14 protein-coding genes and 3 pseudogenes are annotated in these 17634 nt (G+C 48.7%); 12 read left to right on the forward strand and 5 right to left on the reverse strand.

Going from position 1 to position 17634, the window contains the following annotated elements:
- Positions 1 to 11: 11 nt before the first annotated feature.
- From QMK20_RS09250 to QMK20_RS09260, 3 genes and pseudogenes are all read left to right on the forward strand, one after another.
- Positions 12 to 1095, forward strand: a pseudogene (locus tag QMK20_RS09250) (DUF294 nucleotidyltransferase-like domain-containing protein).
- Positions 1092 to 1835, forward strand: a complete 744-nt coding sequence (locus QMK20_RS09255; RefSeq protein WP_283655482.1) for an exonuclease domain-containing protein — start codon at positions 1092 to 1094, stop codon at positions 1833 to 1835. Before QMK20_RS09250 ends, QMK20_RS09255 begins: the two are co-directional and overlap by 4 nt.
- A 146-nt stretch (positions 1836 to 1981) precedes the next feature.
- Positions 1982 to 2638 (forward strand): TlpA family protein disulfide reductase, encoded by a 657-nt coding sequence (locus QMK20_RS09260; RefSeq protein WP_283655483.1) that lies wholly within the window; start codon positions 1982 to 1984, stop codon positions 2636 to 2638.
- Between the two features lie 41 nt (positions 2639 to 2679).
- Here QMK20_RS09260 and cimA read toward each other — a convergent pair whose 3' ends face one another.
- Entirely contained in the window at positions 2680 to 4296 is a 1617-nt protein-coding gene (gene cimA, locus QMK20_RS09265; RefSeq protein WP_283655484.1) for a citramalate synthase, read from the reverse strand.
- 245 nt (positions 4297 to 4541) lie between these two features.
- Between cimA and QMK20_RS09270 the strand changes: the two are divergent.
- The 3 genes and pseudogenes from QMK20_RS09270 (at position 4542) to QMK20_RS09280 (ending at position 7815) form a co-directional block, all read left to right on the forward strand.
- Positions 4542 to 5823: pseudogene (locus tag QMK20_RS09270) on the forward strand (DNA polymerase IV).
- Between the two features lie 162 nt (positions 5824 to 5985).
- The gene (locus tag QMK20_RS09275; RefSeq protein WP_014280869.1) at positions 5986 to 6228 is read left to right on the forward strand and encodes a ferredoxin; all 243 of its coding nucleotides are present in this window, start codon (positions 5986 to 5988) and stop codon (positions 6226 to 6228) included.
- Positions 6229 to 6384: 156 nt separating this feature from the next.
- Positions 6385 to 7815, forward strand: coding sequence for a L,D-transpeptidase (locus QMK20_RS09280; RefSeq protein ID WP_283655485.1), 1431 nt, complete (start codon positions 6385 to 6387; stop codon positions 7813 to 7815).
- A 26-nt stretch (positions 7816 to 7841) separates the two neighbouring features.
- On the opposite strand, the gene QMK20_RS09285 is transcribed toward QMK20_RS09280, so the two are convergent.
- Positions 7842 to 7988, reverse strand: coding sequence for a hypothetical protein (locus QMK20_RS09285; RefSeq protein ID WP_283655486.1), 147 nt, complete (start codon positions 7986 to 7988; stop codon positions 7842 to 7844).
- 219 nt (positions 7989 to 8207) lie between these two features.
- Between QMK20_RS09285 and QMK20_RS09290 the strand changes: the two genes are divergently transcribed.
- The 3 genes from QMK20_RS09290 to QMK20_RS09300 are packed head-to-tail and all read left to right on the forward strand — an operon-like array spanning position 8208 to position 10719.
- The gene (locus QMK20_RS09290; RefSeq protein ID WP_044646355.1) at positions 8208 to 9302 is read left to right on the forward strand and encodes a quinone-dependent dihydroorotate dehydrogenase; all 1095 of its coding nucleotides are present in this window, start codon (positions 8208 to 8210) and stop codon (positions 9300 to 9302) included.
- 34 nt (positions 9303 to 9336) lie between these two features.
- Complete coding sequence (gene yjbM, locus QMK20_RS09295; protein ID WP_283655487.1) at positions 9337 to 10149, forward strand: GTP diphosphokinase; 813 nt, start codon at positions 9337 to 9339, stop codon at positions 10147 to 10149.
- On the forward strand, positions 10150 to 10719 hold the full coding sequence (locus QMK20_RS09300; RefSeq protein WP_283655488.1) for a DUF309 domain-containing protein: 570 nt from the start codon (positions 10150 to 10152) through the stop codon (positions 10717 to 10719).
- A gap of 104 nt (positions 10720 to 10823) precedes the next feature.
- Here the strand turns inward: QMK20_RS09300 and QMK20_RS09305 are convergent, their stop codons facing one another.
- Positions 10824 to 11351, reverse strand: a complete 528-nt coding sequence (locus QMK20_RS09305; RefSeq protein WP_044646358.1) for a thioredoxin family protein — start codon at positions 11349 to 11351, stop codon at positions 10824 to 10826.
- A 163-nt stretch (positions 11352 to 11514) separates the two neighbouring features.
- Here QMK20_RS09305 and QMK20_RS09310 point away from each other — a divergent pair, with 163 nt between their 5' ends.
- The gene (locus tag QMK20_RS09310; protein WP_283655489.1) at positions 11515 to 13095 is read left to right on the forward strand and encodes an RsmB/NOP family class I SAM-dependent RNA methyltransferase; all 1581 of its coding nucleotides are present in this window, start codon (positions 11515 to 11517) and stop codon (positions 13093 to 13095) included.
- Entirely contained in the window at positions 13092 to 13874 is a 783-nt protein-coding gene (locus QMK20_RS09315; RefSeq protein WP_283655490.1) for a pseudouridine synthase, read from the forward strand. Before QMK20_RS09310 ends, QMK20_RS09315 begins: the two co-directional genes overlap by 4 nt.
- A 108-nt stretch (positions 13875 to 13982) precedes the next feature.
- Here QMK20_RS09315 and QMK20_RS09320 read toward each other — a convergent pair whose 3' ends face one another.
- Complete coding sequence (locus tag QMK20_RS09320; RefSeq protein ID WP_283655491.1) at positions 13983 to 15161, reverse strand: GGDEF domain-containing protein; 1179 nt, start codon at positions 15159 to 15161, stop codon at positions 13983 to 13985.
- A gap of 209 nt (positions 15162 to 15370) precedes the next feature.
- Between QMK20_RS09320 and QMK20_RS09325 the strand changes: the two genes are divergently transcribed.
- Positions 15371 to 16495, forward strand: coding sequence for a glycosyltransferase family 4 protein (locus tag QMK20_RS09325; RefSeq protein WP_283655492.1), 1125 nt, complete (start codon positions 15371 to 15373; stop codon positions 16493 to 16495).
- Here the strand turns inward: QMK20_RS09325 and QMK20_RS09330 are convergent.
- A pseudogene (locus QMK20_RS09330) lies at positions 16492 to 17599 on the reverse strand (YkvI family membrane protein). The gene QMK20_RS09325 and the pseudogene QMK20_RS09330 overlap by 4 nt on opposite strands.
- Between the last annotated feature and the right edge of the window lie 35 nt (positions 17600 to 17634).

The following is a 17634-nucleotide window of genomic DNA, read 5'->3' on the forward strand; positions in this document are numbered from 1 at the left end:
GAGATGGAAGTATGGAACTGCAAAATACGGCACCTTGGGTGAGTTCAGCCGAAGCGATTGATCATGCAGATACGCCTGAATCGCTAAGGCAGGCCAGGGTCGATTCTCAAAAATGGCTGCTGGCTTCCCAAGCCTCCGCTCCGTTATCAGACTGGTTACAAACGGCGAATGATATGCATGACCGCATTGCGGCCCAGAGCTGTGCAAATGTGCGAAAAAGGGATGGTTGAGGATGGCTTCGGCCCTCCTCCCGTCCCTTACGCATTTATAGCCTTCGGCAGCATGGGACGCTCGGAGTCGACGCTGTGGAGTGACCAGGATAACGGTATGATTATCAGTGACGCTGCATCTGCCGGGAAAGAGACATATTTTATGGAGTTCGGCCGGAGGGTGTCTGCAATGCTGGAATATTTGGGATATCCGAAATGTGAAGGGAAAGTGATGTGTTCAGAGCCGCTATGGCGACAAACATTGTCTGAATGGCAGGAGCAGCTGGCAAAATGGTCGGATGATTTTGCCTGGGAGCCGATTCGTTATCTGATTATCTCGTCTGATATGAAGCATATCGCTGGAGATGAGCGATTGTCAGCAGAATGGAAACGAAGCTTTTATGCGTTGCTGCGCAAGCGTCCCGATTTGCCGTCCGCGGTACTTAGGAACACGGTAAGGCATAAAGCAACACTTAATATTTTGGGTCAGATCGTTACCGAGCGCTTCGGGGAGCACGCGGGCGATTTTGATGTGAAATACGGTTTATACATCCCGTTGGTAAATGCAGTACGTTTTTGGGCTTTGCAGCACGGGGTGGAGGAGACCTCTACGTTGAAAAGGCTCAGGCGGCTCGCGCTGCTGGAAGCAGCACCGTCTCCTTTGCTGGATGCTTGCGAGCGGGCCTTTCGGATCGCGCTTCAGCTTCGGATGGCTACTCCGGTGCAGGAGAAGAACGGACTCTTGGTTAGCAAGGGTTACCTTGCTGTCAAACCGTTGAAGCAAGGTAAGGGCTGGCATGAACTGCGCGAGGCGCTCTCAACGGTGCGGCGGCTGCATCGTGCGCTGCAAAGACAGTTGCGGTTTACGGAAGGGAGAAGGTCATGAAGGAGCCAACGCAGGGAGGCGGCTTTTGGAGCGCTCTTCGCAGAGGAGGAGTGCCATCAGCCATCGCTTCTGTAATGGGAGCTCCTACGGCTCAGCAGATGGCCTTTATCCGTTCCTTGACCCGGGAGCAACGGCGCTCTGAAGTATTGCGGACCCCGTTGGAGCGTTTGGAGACGGTTGTTTTTGATTTGGAAACCACGGGATTTTCAGCGCAGCACGGAGATGAGATTTTATCGTTCGGTGCGATTCGGGTGGTCGGGGATACGATTATGGAAAAAGAGCAGTTTTACACGCTTGTCAATCCACGTACAGCAATTCCTGAGCACATTACGGAGCTTACCGGGATTACCCGGGAAATGACAGATGAGGCTCTGCCGCTTATGGATGGGCTGCATGACTTTATGTCCTTTGTAGGGGGACGGGTGCTTGTAGCGCATGCCAGCGCTCACGACAAGGCTTTTTTGAATGCTGCGCTATGGAAAACATCTAAAGTGCAGCTGACCCATCGTGTTCTGGATACGATGATGCTCGCCAAATGGCTGGAGCCGCAGCAGCGCCAAACGTATAGTTTGGATGAATTGCTGACCTATCAGGGCATACCGATTCAGGGACGGCATCATGCGTTAGAGGACGCGAAAATGACGGCAAAGCTGTGGGTGGCTTATGTTCAGGAAATGCTGAAGCGTAATGTGACCAATTTGGCAGATGTGTATGCTCATTTAAGCCAAGCTTCAATATAGAACAACATTACAGCAAGTCTGCGATCATTCGTGGGTTTGCTGTTTTTTTGCATCTGTATAGATTGGAAGGGTTAGAGGTGGGAGCAGAAGGGGCACCATATGGAGAAGGTGAGAGTAATCCAGATGAAAGGCCGGGTGATTGGACTGTGAAAAAAGTTGTTTTTATTAAATTCCTGATGGTTATGCTGGTGGTAGGAGTAGCTTCATGGGGAGTAGAAACAAAAATGACTTATACTTATGCGGCAAGCGTACCGGCTAAAAATGTGCAAACTCAGGAGGAAAATGAGGACGGAGAAAGACTTGAAGCTGGCAAAGGGGTAGATACAGAGTTAGATACTATAGAAGTGATGCAAAAGATACAGCCTGGTCAACCGCTTCCTTCCATGATTTTAAAAGATTTGGATGGCAAATCCTACAATATGGGAGTCAAGCGCGACAAAGCGCTGGTAATTAGCTTCTGGGCCTCATGGTGCGATCCGTGCCGTTTGGAGGCACCTGTACTGAATGAGCTATATAGCAAGTACAAGCACGATGTGGACGTATATGGTATTAATGTAACACGCTATGATCGGTTGGAGGATGTGCAAAAGTTTTCCCGCTCCCTAAAGCTCCAATTTCCGGTTTTGCTTGATGAGCAAGGGGCGCTGTTTGAACGGTTTGGGGGGGCGGCTTTTCCAACTCATGTCATGGTTGACCGTCATGGACAGGTACGTGAAATCATAATCGGCATGCTCAGCGAAGGGGATCTGGAACGAAAAATAGAGTTTCTGCAAAAAAAGACGGTGCCTTTGAGGTCCGAATAGACCGCTAAAGACACCGCTTAACAATATAAGCACTTATCAAATCAGTGATTTACCAGTCCTTGGGGCGATAGGTCGGTCTGCTGATTTTTCGGAGACGGTGCTTCCAGCAACGCATAACGGAAACTGTCCACCAGTGCTTCCCAGCTGGCTTCAATTACATTTTCGGATACGCCCACGTTACTCCAGACGTCCTCGTAATTTTTGGATTCAATGAGCACACGTACCTTGGCAGCGGTGGCATCTTTTTCGTCAAGTACACGTACTTTGTAGTCAGCCAGATGCATATCCCGCAGTGCCGGAAAATATTGAGAAAGAGCTTTACGCAGTGCATTATCGAGTGCGTTGACTGGACCGTTGCCTTCGGCGGCAGTATAAACGCTTGTGCCTGCAACATTCAGCTTCAAGAACGCTTCGGATACAACTGGACGGCCCGCTGTTTTCTCCACAAGCACCTTGAAGGACTCAAATGAGAACATTTCCTTCACTTCACCGCCCGCTTCACGAATGAGCAGTTCCAGTGAAGCATCGGCTCCTTCAAACTGGTAGCCCTGATGCTCCAGCTCCTTAATGCGGCTGATGACGCCACGTGCCTCATTGCTGGACGGATCAAGGGTAATACCCAGTTCCTGCGCTTTGGACACAACATTGCTTTGTCCGGCTAGTTCAGAGACCAGCACCCGTTGCTTGTTGCCCACCAGTTCGGGGGCGATGTGCTCATAGGTTCGCGAGTCGCGCAGAATAGCTGACACGTGGATACCGCCCTTGTGAGCAAAGGCGGCATTACCGACATAAGGCTGGTTCACAGGCAAATTCACGTTGGCGACTTCGCTGACAAAGCGGGCCGTGTTGTGAAGCTGCTTTAGTTTGTCGGAGTCCAAACAATCGTAGCCGAGCTTGAGCTGCAAATTTGGAATGACGGAGCATAAATTAGCGTTACCACAACGCTCGCCGTATCCGTTAATCGTACCTTGAATTTGTCTCGCGCCTGCTTGTACTGCACTCAGTGTATTGGCAACAGCCAATTCGCAGTCATTGTGTGTGTGAATGCCCAACCGTGACCTTGTCAGCTGGCTTTGCAGTATGTTGACAATTTCCTGTATTTCATGCGGCATGGTACCACCGTTAGTATCGCACATGACGAGCCAATCTGCGCCTGCTTCTTCTGCTTTTTTCATGACGGCGAGTGCGTATTCTGGATTATTTTTATATCCGTCAAAAAAATGCTCGGCATCAAAAATAACCTCCATGCCCCCTTGCTTTAAAAAGGCGATGGAGTCGTAAATCATGGACAGATTTTCTGCTAGCGTCGTCTGTAGGGCAGTGTGTACATGAAAATCCCATGATTTGCCGACGAGAGTAGCAGCTTGGGCGCCGGATTCCAGAATCCGTTGCAAATTGGCATCCTGTGCCGCTATGCTATCTTTACGGCGCGTGCTGCCGAAGGCGACAATCTTTGCCTGAAGTCCCAGCTCTTGCACTCGTTTAAAAAATTCGATATCCTTGCTGTTGCTCCCGGGAATCCCGCCTTCAATATAATGAACACCGAGATCATCGAGTTTTTTTGCGATTTTCAATTTGTCGTCAGCAGACAAGCTAATTCCTTCTCCTTGAGTTCCGTCGCGTAGTGTTGTATCGAAGATAGAAATAGCGGTGGACATGAGGACTCCTCCTTCGCGGATTGCACAGATTGGTAGTGCTTTGCTTTTTAAGCAGATTATTTAATCATTTAACGCGTGAAAATACAAAGGTGTCAACTTGCCTTGTTTCGTATGATTTTTGATTATATCAACTTATGACTTCAAATGTAATATATAAATATCATTTTTGACCGCAAAACCTTTAATTTCATGTAAAATAGGGCATAGAATCATTTTATAATTTATAGTTAAAAGAAGGGTTGAGCGTGAGAGATGTCAGTGCTTATTATCCGGTTGGTGGGCGGGTTATTCTGCATGTCGATATGAACGCATTTTATTGTTCTGTTCATGCAGCGGAGGAACCGGAGAAATACAAGGGTTTACCTACCGCCGTCGCGGGTAGCAGTGAGCTGCGCAGAGGTGTAATCGTAACCTGCTCCTATGAAGCCCGGCGATTGGGCATCTCAACAGGGATGGTCGTCCAGCAAGCCCGGCGGATTTGTCCGCAGCTTATCGTGATTCAGCCTGATTTTCACCTGTACCGTCGTTATTCCAAAGCTTTTATGAGCATTGCTTATTCGTATACGCCTATGTTGGAGGCAACTTCAATTGATGAATGTTATCTGGACATTACAGGTTCCAGGCAGTTTGGAACGCCTATGGAGATCGCGGAGGAAATTCAGCGCAGGGTAGCGGACGAACTGGGACTGCCCTGCTCCATCGGAGTGGCACCCAACAAGCTGCTGGCCAAAATGGCCTCTGACCTGAAAAAGCCACGCGGGATATCTGTGTTGCGCTTGCGCGATGTACCAAATATTTTGTGGAATCTTCCCTGTGGTCAATTGTTTGGTGTGGGACGAAAAACAGCCGACAAGCTTCGGCAAATGAACATTCGCACCATTGGCCCAATTGGCCAAGGCGGACGAGCATATGCTGATCGGCGTATTTGGCGTGACTGGCTCGTGGTTAAAGCTGGCTGCTAACGGGATTAATCATTCTCCGGTCAATACCGAGCGGGAGCCGAACAAGTCCATCGGACACACCACCACCTTGCCCATGGATGTGGTGAAGCTGGAGGAAGCCCAACGGGTGCTTCTCAATATCAGCGATCAGGTAGCACGCCGGCTTCGACGGCATGGCATGCTGGCAGGAGGTATTCAACTGACAATTCGGACGCCAGAGATGAAAACCTTTACGCGTTCTCAGGTAAGGAGTATTCCTACGGAAAGTGCAGAGGATATATATAAGGAAGCTTGTGCGTTGTATCGGCGGCATTGGGGAGAGGACAAACCTGTGCGCTTGCTGGGAATTACGCTTCAGCAGTTAGTCCCGAAGGAAGAAGCTGCCGTTCAAATGGATCTTTTTGAATATAAGGACCAGCCCAAAAAGGAAAGCCTGCTGAAGACGATGGATGCGCTACGAGACAAGTTTGGCGAAAATGCAGTTCTGACCGCCGGGATGCTGGGAGATGACCCTTCGGTGCTTCTTCGTAACTCCAAGCTGCGCGGAACTTCGCTGCAAAAAGACAATCTCCAGACGCCTGAGTAAACTTTTTGGTGAGTTTATACGAAGCAGCGGAGGCGTACGCTATAAGTATTTTTTGCATAAAGGATCAATGAAAATAATTTGTAATAATTTATTGTTTGTATTAATATGTGAATAGAATGCAAAAGCTGGTTTGTTTGATTGTATAGGAGGCAGAGGAGAGTTATGGCTAAATACACTTGGGTAGAAAAAGATACATGCATTGCGTGCGGAGCCTGTGGTGCTACAGCACCGGACATTTATGATTATGACGATGAGGGCTTGGCTGAAGTGATCTTTGATGGAGATGGAAACCAAGGGATCAAGGCAATTTCAGACGACCTGTTTGATGATATGCAGGATGCTTGCGACGGTTGCCCTACTGATTCTATTAAAGTTGCAGACGAGCCGTTCAATAAAGAAGGTTAAGTCTACTTGGATAGGCACAGCACCGACAGCACTCTTTGCCGTACAACGGTGAAAAGGTGCTGTCGGTGCTGTTTTTTTATGTGCTATCCATATGATCTATTTTGGCCGATATACATAGTAAATAATAGGGCAAGACTACACGATCAGGAGGATCCGATGAATCATTCGCCTCATCTTAAATCGTATGTAAAAATGCACCCTGATAATAAAATGGCTTGGTATTTGCTCGGAAAAGAGTATGAGAGCAGCGGTCAGGAGGGCAAAGCAAATTATTGCTTCAATCGCGCGGGGGAAGTGTTTGAAGCCTTCGAGCATAAACAGATTCCGGCAGACGTATGGATGGAGTATCAGGATAAACTGGTTCAGATGTCTAAGGAGAAGGCGCGGAGAACGGCTCGAACGCGTTATTTGTTAACTACGTTGATGGTACTTCTTCTGATATGGGTGCCTTCAGCCAATTCGCCGGGCCATTCGAGGGAAAGTGCATCCGTTCCGTCAGGAAGAGAGCCTGTGGCAGCCGACAATGTCCAAGTGGCAGGAGTACAGACTTCTGACCCGAATGAAGTGGCTCAGATCGGTGGGCCTGGTGCTGGTGGCGTGTTTACCGCCCAAGCGCGCACAGGCAGTTCAGCAGGAACGGCACTTGCAGATATGTTGGCAAAGGTTAGTCGTCTACCAGCCGAGACCACAGTGCTGGGCATGGAGCAAAGCGGTTCTTGGATGCTCTGGAGAGATCGTATGCAGCCGCTGCTTAGTTTGCAAAACAAAGGAAATGGAGGCTTGACTGTCCAGTCTTACGACGCAGCAGCGTGTGCTTGTAAGCCGTCGGACAGTGAAAAGCTTCGAAAAACAGGTCTGCAATGGGCTGTGGGACAGGAAGAACTGGCTGTGCTGAATAGCTCCATGCGTGCTTTTCGTACGCAGCATCAACGTCTTCCTCAAAGTCTCGATGAGCTGACCGGAAGCTTTCCAGATAATATGATGTACGGTGCGACAGACGGAATGAAGAAGGCTTTTACACCTATGCGTAATTTACTTGCTTCACAGGGACAGAGAGCTAAAGGAGCAGCAAGCCAACAAGCTGGCTCGTCGGCTGAAAGCAGTCCTTTGCTGACGTCGTCGCTGTATGGACGGCCTTTTCTAGGGCAGCCGTTGCGGATTGTGGTAGACAAGTCGAAGCACAGGCTCGGATTGGTGAGTGGTAATGTGCTGATCCGCAATTATCCTATCGGATTGGGTGGAGATCGAACTCCGGAAGGGAAGTTTGTGATTACGGATAAAGTTGTAAATCCGAACGGTAAGTCCAACGGTGAGTTTGGCAGCCGAGGTATGCAGCTGTCTGCAACGAATTATGCCATCCATGGCACCAACGAGTCGGACAGCATTGGCAAAAATGAGTCGCTAGGCTGCGTTCGCATGGGCAAAGAGGATGTGGAGGAGTTATTTGCTCTCGTACCTTCAGGTACAGAGGTGGTCATTGGTAACGGGGGACTGCCTGATCAAGTGCTTGTGCCTGGCTCCCGATTTACAACTGAGCCGCAGCACGACCAGACGAATCCCCGCAAAACCTATCACTGGCTAAATTAGCTTTAGATGCTATTGCTACATGAAGTTTAACGATTTCCTGCTTGTGCCAAAATAACGACCAGAACAATCACAATGATGAGGAGAACAAAACTGACGGCGGTCCATACAATCGCTTTCTTGTTCACCTCGTCCTTTTTCTTTTGCAGACTTGGCGGCTTGCGCTTGGTCTTCATATCAGCAATCCCTCTTTTCTGACGGGCTATAGCCCTGTCTTACTATGTCCATTGTAAATGGTTTGATTATACATTTTCAATGACATCTCCATGACAAACGAATTGTTCCTGATACTGCACGTCGCAAATTACTTTCTTTTTGGTATGGAAAAAGCTAAACTATTTTGTAGAGATGTTTTTTTAGGATTGCGCAAGGGCATAGAACGGAGTGGATGAATCGTGTTGTATCGAAGGATTGTGAAACCTGTTTTTTTCAAAATGAGTCCAGAGACGGCCCATCATGTCGTCATTGATGGCTTGAAGTATGCGGGGGCGCTTCCCGGTGGAACAGCAACGCTGCGGGGAATGTACGGAGTCAAGGAAACGGAGGATCTTGCGGTTGATCTGTTCGGCCTTCATTTTCCCAACCCGATTGGACTGGCTGCGGGATTGGATAAAAATGCGGAGGCAGTTGCCGGCTTTTCCTCGATCGGGTTTGGTTTTATGGAAGTGGGCACGGTGACACCTGTGGGACAGCCCGGCAATGACCGCCCTCGTTTGTTCCGGTTGCCTCCCGATGAGGCGTTAGTGAATCGGATGGGTTTTAACAATCTGGGTGCGGAAAGCATGGCTAAACGTCTGGCTGCGCTAAAACATCGGCCTGTTCCGGTCGCTGTTAATATTGGTAAAAACAAAAACACGCCTAATGAGGATGCCCATAAGGATTATGAGAAGTGCATTTCCGCGCTGTATCCGTATGCGGACTTTTTTGTAGTGAATATTAGTTCACCGAATACGCCGGATTTACGAAAGCTCCAGCATGGCAGTGAGCTGAAATCGCTGCTGGAAGCTGTTCGAGCAGAGATGGGAGTACAGGCGACGAAGTATGGCGGAGCCAAGTCTGTACTGGTCAAAATTGCGCCGGACGTATCAGATGAGGAACTGGAATATATGACAGATGCGATTGCGGCCAGTGGAGTAGACGGTATCATCGCGACGAATACGACAATTTCGAGGGCTGGCCTGACGCACCGGAATGCGAGTGAGACGGGAGGGCTGAGCGGTAAGCCGCTGCGTGACCGTTCTACAGAGGTCATCGGACGAGTGTATCGCCAAACAGATGGCAAGCTGCCGATTATCGGATCGGGCGGCATTTTCAGCAGTCGTGATGCTTACGACAAAATTAAAGCAGGCGCAAGCCTGATTGAAATTTATACAGCATTGATCTATGAGGGACCGGAAGTGAACCGGACATTACATGCCGGTCTGCGTGAGCTGCTGCGAAAGGACGGCTTTAGACACATTACCGAGGCTGTTGGTGCAGATCACAGATAAAAAAGTGTTGTCGGAAGAGACAGGAGGTACGGGGATGGACGGAAGAGACTGGGGAACATTTTTGCTGCCATATGATCAGGCGGTGGAGGAGCTTAAGGTCAAGTTCAAAACAATGCGTGCGGAGCTGAAAAAGCGCGAGGAATACGCTCCTATCGAATTCGTAACCGGACGGGTGAAAAAAATATCAAGCATCCTCGATAAAGCGAAGAGATTACAGGTTCCTTCTGATCAGCTGGAGACGGGAATCGAGGATATTGCAGGAATCCGCATCATGTGCCAATTTGTTGAGGATATCCGGCGGGTAGCCGAGTATATTCGAAGACGCAAGGATTTGACTGTACTGTATGAAAAGGACTATATCACCAATTATAAAGATAGCGGATATCGCAGCTTTCATATGATTGTGGAATATCCAGTGCAGACAGCGCTTGGATTAAAAATTGTGCTGGCAGAAATTCAGATCCGTACCTTAGCCATGAATTTTTGGGCAACCATCGAACATTCCCTCAGTTATAAGTATCGTGAAAGCTTACCGGATAATATGCGGACACGGTTGAAAAAGGCAGCTGAGGCGGCCTTTGTACTGGATAATGAAATGTCTTCGATGCGTCTTGAAATATTAGAAGCGCAGAAGAAGTTCGAGGATGAAGCGAATATCGTATCCAAGGTGCTGACGGGTATGCACCGTCTGTATTTCTACCATAAGATCAGTGAAACGATTGATGCGCAGCGCAGGTTCAATGAGCTGTGGGAACGGCACGACATGGAAGGGATCAAGCTGCTCCATGATGAAGTCAGGGATTTGCTGGTAGCTTCTACCAAGGAAGACGACAGGGATGAGTATTAAATGGTGAACGTTTCCTATGAACCGTTATACGTGGCTTATTTGGTATATTTCAATCGGGATCGGGATTATTTTGAATGTCACGAGGTACTGGAAGAGCTGTGGCTAAAGCTGGACCGTGACCCTGTATATAAAGGTTTGCTGCAAATTGCTGTAGGGCTGTATCATTTTCGCAACGGAAATTTCCGAGGCGGACATATGATGCTGGACAGCGCGGTACACAAGCTGGAGCATGCGTCTCCGCAGGCGCTGGGCATTAACATGGTGAAGCTGGTGGACGAGGCGCGCGCTTGCGCCAGCCAGCTTGCCGCGGCTGTTGTAGGTGGCTCGGCAGATCTCCAGCGCCAGCCGCCAGTTTATCGGGATTTGACGATTGAAATCGTCAATCCCGGGCTGCGTCAGGCCGTGGAGGACGCATCGTCGTCCATACCAGCCAATATCCCGCAGCAGAGAGGCCCGCGGCGTGGGGAAAAGCATGAGCAGCGTCAGCAGGCGCTTGAGGCTTCTGTGAGGCGCAGACAGGCGGGCCGCAGCTCCTGCTCTGCCTCCCCTGGTACGAAGGGCACGACGTAATCTGAGGCGTGTCTATGAAAGCAAGCAGCCCGATCCGTTTCAGGGGATCGGGCTGCTTTATCGTTCAGTAGCCTTAGCCGTGTGAACGTCATTTAGGAGGTTGTTTAGGAAGTTACATTCTTTTTATATTTTTCAAAAAAGGCTTTGAAATCGTCGAGTGTATAGCCGTTGTCGGAAGGGCTTTCCTTCAAACCACCTACCATACGCTCTTTTTCCACGCCTTTTTCATAATAGATGAGTGTAGGGGTGTACTCAATTTTGTATTTGTCCCAGCCGTCCTCATACTCACGCAGGTTAAATTCGTGCATGGTAATGTTCTCCTGCTTGCTCAAAGGCATTAGCTTGGGAGTGGTGGCGCGGCAATGTACACAGTCGGATGCAAAATGATAGACGAAAAAGTTTTCTTTTTTGTCAATTTTGCTTTGCAGATCCTCCGGTTTAATAATCTGCTGATAGTTTGGATCATTCAGCAGCTCTTGGGTGGCAGGCTTTAACGAGGCTGTGGAAACGCCATACAGCTTGTTTTTGGTGCCTGAATTCAAAGCGAGCAGCACCCCAAGCAAAATGACGAGCACAACAAAAAAGCCAATGACAGGTATAAGCTTTTTTTTGTTGGATTTTTGGGTGTTCAATGCAATCTCTCCCATCAAAATACAAAATATGTAGCTATGAATCTCATTATTATACAACATTACAGCTTGTAGTGAAAGTTTGTAAATCACACGGATATTGCAGCTTAACAGGTTGGTTATGGTACAATAAATTTTATTTTAACAGGACAGGATGATTACAATTATGGGTGTACAGCTCCCTACAGCATTTGTGAAGCGCATGGAGCAACTGCTCGGCGACGAGTTTGAGGCTTTTATGGCTGCTTATGACCATACGCCTCATGCCGGGATACGCGTCAATACGTTAAAAATTTCGGTGGAGGCGTTTAAGGCGATTTCGCCGTTTGAACTGCGGCCAATTCCGTGGTGTGATACAGGTTTTTATGTTCCGTACGGCACAAAGCCGGGGTTACATCCTTATTATCATGCGGGACTGTATTATGTGCAGGAACCAAGTGCAATGTCTCCGGTAGAATTGCTAAATGTTGCTCAGGGTGAGGCTGTATTGGACTTGTGCGCTGCACCGGGCGGGAAATCGACCCAAATTGCGGCCAAGCTGCAAGGAAGCGGTCTGCTCGTAACGAATGATATTAGCGCAGATCGAACCAAGGCATTGGCCAAAAATGTGGAATTATATGGTGTGCGAAATGCCGTAGTGCTGAATGAAAGCCCGGATCGAATCGCAAATGCCTTCCCGCATTTTTTTGATAAAATATTAATTGACGCTCCTTGCTCGGGAGAAGGGATGTTTCGCAAGGATGAGGATATGGCGAAGCAATGGGAAAACCATTCGGTGGACAAATGTGTAGTTATGCAGCGGGATATTTTGCGAGTGGCAGCATCTATGTTAAGTGACGGGGGAAGAATTGTTTATTCGACCTGTACCTTTGCACCGGAAGAAAATGAAGGGATGATCGCAGAGTTTCTGGAGGCACATCCTGATTTTGACGTTGTTCCTGCTTCTTCAGGAACGGGCTTTGCTTCAGGTCACCCGGAATGGGTGAGTGAAGCGGTCGCGGCAGCCCATCCGGAACTGTGTGGAACGGCACGCCTTTGGCCCCATCTTATAGAGGGTGAGGGTCATTTTATCGCTGTGTTGCAGCATCAAGGCAGTCGTACAGCTAAAGCGGATAATCAGCGGCTGTCCATCAAGGAAGCGCCAATGGCAAACGGAAAGGGCAGATCTGCAACTGGTGTTTACAAACGGAATGGAAAAGGGATGGACGGGAAATCGGGTAAAGGAACGAATGCACGCGGTTTCGGGAACAACAAGTCTCGTTCTGGTAAAGATGCGGCAAAATGGGATGGACGCGGACAACATGATGTACTGGAGTCCTATCGCTATTTTTTACAGGAGCAGCTTGAGGCGTCATTTACAGGCCATACGGTAGTCTACGGAGATCGGATTTATCAATCGCCGCTGGAATCCTATCGTCTGGACGGGCTTAAGGTGGTCCGTCCGGGCTGGTTTATGGGAACAGACAAGAATGGTCGGTTTGTCCCTTCGCATCCGCTGGCGGTGGCTTTGCGCCCTTCTGAGGCGGTCAGGAGTATAAACCTCTCCAGTTCAGACACGGATGCCATCCGTTATTTGAAAGGTGAAACGCTATCCATCCCGGCTCAGCGAATGACGCTGCAGAACGAAGCACAGCCCAAAGGTTACACTCTCGTATGCATTGACGGATATTCTGTCGGATGGGGAAAATGGCAGGACGGTATGCTCAAAAATGAATACCCTACAGGCTGGAGGTGGACATCAGTATGAGTGGGAAGGGAAGACAGACGCAGCGTTTGGACAAGGTTCTAACCCATATGGGTTATGGTTCGCGCAGTGATATCAAGAGACAGGTAAAGCAAGGGATGATTACCGTGAACGGTCGAACCACCAAGGATAGCGGCTGGCAGGTTCACCCTTACAACGATCAGATTGAAGTGAACGGGGAACGGGTTGTTTTTCGGGAATACATTTATATCATGTTGCATAAGCCGCCGGGCGTTATATCCGCAACAGAGGATACAAGAGAGCAGACAGTGCTGGATTTGCTGAGTGCGGAGGAACGGCATTTTGAGCCTTTCCCGGTAGGACGGCTCGATAAAGATACGGAAGGACTGCTATTGTTAACGAACGATGGTAAGCTGGCGCATGAACTCTTGTCTCCACGGCGACATGTTCCCAAAACGTATGAGGCTACGGTGTCGGGACATGTCACGGAAGAGGATGTACGTCAATTTGCAGCAGGGGTAGAGCTGGATGACGGCTATGTCACCCTTCCGGCCCAATTGACCATTCTTCGTCATGAAAAAGCACAAGAGACAGATGAAGAAGTCATTTCATACATTTCACTTGTGATCCATGAAGGAAAGTTTCATCAGGTGAAGCGCATGTTTGAGGCGGTTGGCAAAAAGGTTACGTATTTGAAAAGAACGGCGATGGGTCCGTTAACGCTGGATGATCAGCTATCCTTGGGCAGCTATCGTGAGCTGACAAACGAGGAGCTGGCATGGATCGGCCGGGATTTGGCATCTGCAACGTCAGAGGCTTGATGGGAGTAGGGGAAGCAACAATGACGCACAGGCTCTTATGGGAGTTCCCTGTGCGTCATTTTACTGTACAGACTATGATTTACAGCTAACATATGGCAGACTGCATGTTTATTGTGCGCGTGCTGCACGGCTTTTTTTCACTTCTGCTGCCGTATAAGCCGTGACCTTGTTTTTACCTGTTGTTTTGGATATGTACATAGCCTGATCAGCCTGTTTAACCAGTTCATCCGGGTTCATTTCCTTCTTTAACGTGCTGTGCCCGACGCTGATGGTCACAATGCTTTCATCTGCGACCCGTTCACGGATTCTTTCCGCGACCTGTCCGACCTTGGCCCGCCGATCAACGACCATCGCGACCAGTTCCTCGCCGCCGTATCTTCCGGTCAGTCCGATTTCATCCAGTTCTTCTTCCATAATCTGTGCAACCTGTTTAAGCACATCATCCGCGCGGGCATGGCCCTGTGTATCATTCAGCTTTTTGAAATTATCAATATCGCAAAAAATGACCGACACGCGGATTCCCTGCTCCATATATCGCCGCAATCGCCCCGAAAAGTATTTACGGTTATACAGACCAGTCAAACCATCAGTAATGGAGGAACGGTAAATCCGTTGAAGCAGCTCCACAATCCGTTCGAACAGGATTAGAAACAACGTAGTGTAATACAGCAATGGCAAAAATGACATCCATAGAACTGTGCTTGTTGCACCTTTTTCTGCCGGAATGTCACCTCGCAACCACAGGCATCCAAGCCAAAGTAAATAGAACAGTAAGCCCAGCGCAAACTTTTTGGGCTGACCGATTCGTGGGATGATGAACACAAGGCTCAAAGTAAGCACAATGAGTCGATAAAGCAGGGTGAACCCGACGAGATTTGCTGTGCTGATCCAACTGGGTAGTATTCCGGCAGCCCATGCGCCAACCGGCAATATCAGTAGCGCTCCCAGCAACAGCAAAGACCATGCTCCCGCACGTTTTAGCTTCCGGTAGAGCTGAAATACGGCGGCATTGGTAAGCACAAAGGCAGCAGCCTCCAGCGTATTTTGCCACACGATTCCTTGTAGCGGCATTTTGCCGCCACCTGCCGAATAGAGATTCATGGCTTCATATGTCATAATAAAAATAGCGGCAACCGAAAAAAGGATATAGGCTTTTTTTCGCTGTCTGCTATATATGATCACGCACATCAGCGCCATCATGAGTATAATATACAAACCGCAGGCGGCACTTACAGCCCCGGCCAGAGATGGGAAACCGAAGGTTCCCGATAAGGACAACAACGTCAACGTCACCGACTCCATCTGTATAGATAGTGAGTCTATTGAACGGGCGATATGGTTCCGATACAATAGACAGGATTTATTCCATTTAAAATGTTATAATTTTCTTTTGTACTTAGCAATTATTCTCAATATATCATTTTTCAGAAAATCCGGAAACCTATACATACAACCTTTGTTCCGGGCAGTACAACGCTTGAAAGGGGAAGCACGTCATGAAATTGCTACAGGCTCTCTTTTTCCCACCCGAGCAACCGGGCGGCGTTTCATCTATGATTCCATATCTGCAAGAGCGATTTATGTCCCCGCGTTGGGAAATGGAGCTATTTTCAATCCCTAAACGAATTCGCAACAAGGGCAGGGAAGAAGTAATATTTGATACCTTTGACTGGACGCAATATGAACAATATTCGATTGTCCAAAAATATATACAGACGTACCGTGACTATTTGTGGTGGACCCGGCTTCGCATTCAGAAGCCCTTTGATCTCATTCATGCTCATCACCCGATTGCCGGGATTGCTATGAAAACTGTTTTTCCCGACATCCCGCTCGTGCAGACGATTCACTCTTCTTATGAGAAGGAGTTAATTCTAAACGGTAAAATAGAGGAGAACGGGCCTGAGCATCAATTTCTGGTGTCCTTGTATCGGGAGTTGGAGCATAAGGCGGATCGCCTGATTTCAGTATCCCGCTCTTTCCAGCATTACTTGATGCCGTATGTACAAAATCCGCAAGATATTGTGGTCATTCCGAATGGATATGATGAGAAGCGCTTCAAGCCCATACCACATGAAAATGAAGTGACACAGCTTATAACTGTCTGTCGCCTTGTCCCTGCCAAAGGGCTGGATACTTTGTTACAGGCCTGTGCCGAGCTGAAAAAGAGAAATCAGAATTATGTGCTGCATATTATCGGAGATGGTCCCATTCGACCCGAGCTGGAAGAGCTGGCGCGGCAGTTAGATATTTACCATGAAACGATCTTTTATGGATACACGCTTCATCCGGAAGAGTTTATGCCTTTCTTTGATGTGTTTGTTTTGCCTTCACGAGCGGAAGCCTTTGGTTCCGTGTTTGCGGAGGCAGCTTTGAGCTGTTTGGCTTTGGTAGGTACAGAGGTAGGAGGAATACCGGAGCAAATTGAGGATGGGGTAAATGGTCTGCTTGTGCCACCCGACAGCCCGAGGGCACTGGCAGACGCATTGGAAAAGGTCATCGCAGACCCTGCCTATCGTTATGAGCTGGCGCGATCTGCTTGCGACAAGGCTAAATCGAGCTATTCCCTGAGCAGGGCTGTTAATGAGCTAAAGAAAATGTATTTGAAATTCCAGCACTAACCATGGCGTGTATCACCTGTTTTTGAATCAGAATGCCGGAAGCTGGAGCGAGGACGCGAGGAACGGAAGTGTCCCCCCCGTCCTGCCATGATCAGCTTGCCCACCCACATCAGGCTAAGTATCCCGAAAATCGGATATAGAACAGACAGCAGTGAGCTGAAACCAAACTGACTGATTAGAAAACATGTGAGCATAATGAATAGTGTGATGAGCTTAGGTGAAATTTGGATATGCTGGCGGATTTGCAGACTGACACCGTAAATGTCGGCCACGAAGGTGCTGAAAATTTCCATGAAAATGAGTAAAATGTAAATGATTTCGACCAAGGCCCCCCAGACGGTAAGCAATGCTTCCCATCGGGATCTCAAATTGCCGAATTCCCGGCATATGTGCCGACATGGCAAAGTGAGCAGACATCAGCATAAACCCGACGCCGATCCCGCCCAAAATCCCGCCCCAGCGGATCGTTTTGCGGGAGAAGGTTTGGCTGCCGAGTGGTACAAGCACTGCTTGGGCCATTGCCAGATTGAAGGAAGTATACAGCAGCGGAGAAAGCCAAGCTCGCAGCATGCTATAATCGGACGTATTTGTAATAAAGCTCTGGGGATTTGGCATAGAGAGTGTGCTGTGAACAAGCAGGATAGACATGATCATCATCATAGGGACAACAATGGTGTTCATATGCAGGATAGCCTTGATGCCTTTACTCAGGAGCAGATACGTTCCAATGAGTGTAATGAGCAGTCCGGTCTGGTAATGCAGGTGAAGGCGTTCCACGAAAACGGAGCCGGCGCCTGCCAGCATGACGCTGTTGACGCAGACCAATATAATGAGCGTGAACCAGCTGATCCATTTTCCGACTTTGGTGCCAAAAAGGTGTCTGTTCAGATCCTCATAGGACCGGGCCGAAATATCATGAGCGATCAGCATCATTTTCGTACCCAGCCATACAAATATGAGTGTGGACAGCATGATGGTGAGTGTAGCCCAACGTCCGTACTGTGTAAAAAACTGCAATATTTCTTGTCCGGTAGCAAATCCGGCACCGACGACTGTTCCGATGTATGTAAAAGCAATCTGCAAAACATGAATATTACGTTTCATCCCCAGTCCCTCCTTGCCTGCTTGAATAACGCTGT

The organism is Paenibacillus sp. RC334, from assembly GCF_030034735.1.
Classification (GTDB): Bacteria; Bacillota; Bacilli; order Paenibacillales; family Paenibacillaceae; genus Paenibacillus; species Paenibacillus terrae_A.

Bases quoted from the DNA above. Each gene is read 5' to 3' on its own strand.
- QMK20_RS09255 (WP_283655482.1), top strand. From the start codon at position 1,092: ATGAAGGAGCCAACGCAGGGAGGCGGCTTTTGGAGCGCTCTTCGCAGA.
- yjbM (WP_283655487.1), top strand. From the start codon at position 9,337: ATGGACGGAAGAGACTGGGGAACATTTTTGCTGCCATATGATCAGGCG.
- QMK20_RS09280 (WP_283655485.1), top strand. From the start codon at position 6,385: ATGAATCATTCGCCTCATCTTAAATCGTATGTAAAAATGCACCCTGAT.
- QMK20_RS09285 (WP_283655486.1), bottom strand. From the start codon at position 7,988: ATGAAGACCAAGCGCAAGCCGCCAAGTCTGCAAAAGAAAAAGGACGAG.
- QMK20_RS09275 (WP_014280869.1), top strand. From the start codon at position 5,986: ATGGCTAAATACACTTGGGTAGAAAAAGATACATGCATTGCGTGCGGA.
- QMK20_RS09300 (WP_283655488.1), top strand. From the start codon at position 10,150: ATGGTGAACGTTTCCTATGAACCGTTATACGTGGCTTATTTGGTATAT.
- QMK20_RS09325 (WP_283655492.1), top strand. From the start codon at position 15,371: ATGAAATTGCTACAGGCTCTCTTTTTCCCACCCGAGCAACCGGGCGGC.
- QMK20_RS09315 (WP_283655490.1), top strand. From the start codon at position 13,092: ATGAGTGGGAAGGGAAGACAGACGCAGCGTTTGGACAAGGTTCTAACC.
- QMK20_RS09310 (WP_283655489.1), top strand. From the start codon at position 11,515: ATGGGTGTACAGCTCCCTACAGCATTTGTGAAGCGCATGGAGCAACTG.
- cimA (WP_283655484.1), bottom strand. From the start codon at position 4,296: ATGTCCACCGCTATTTCTATCTTCGATACAACACTACGCGACGGAACT.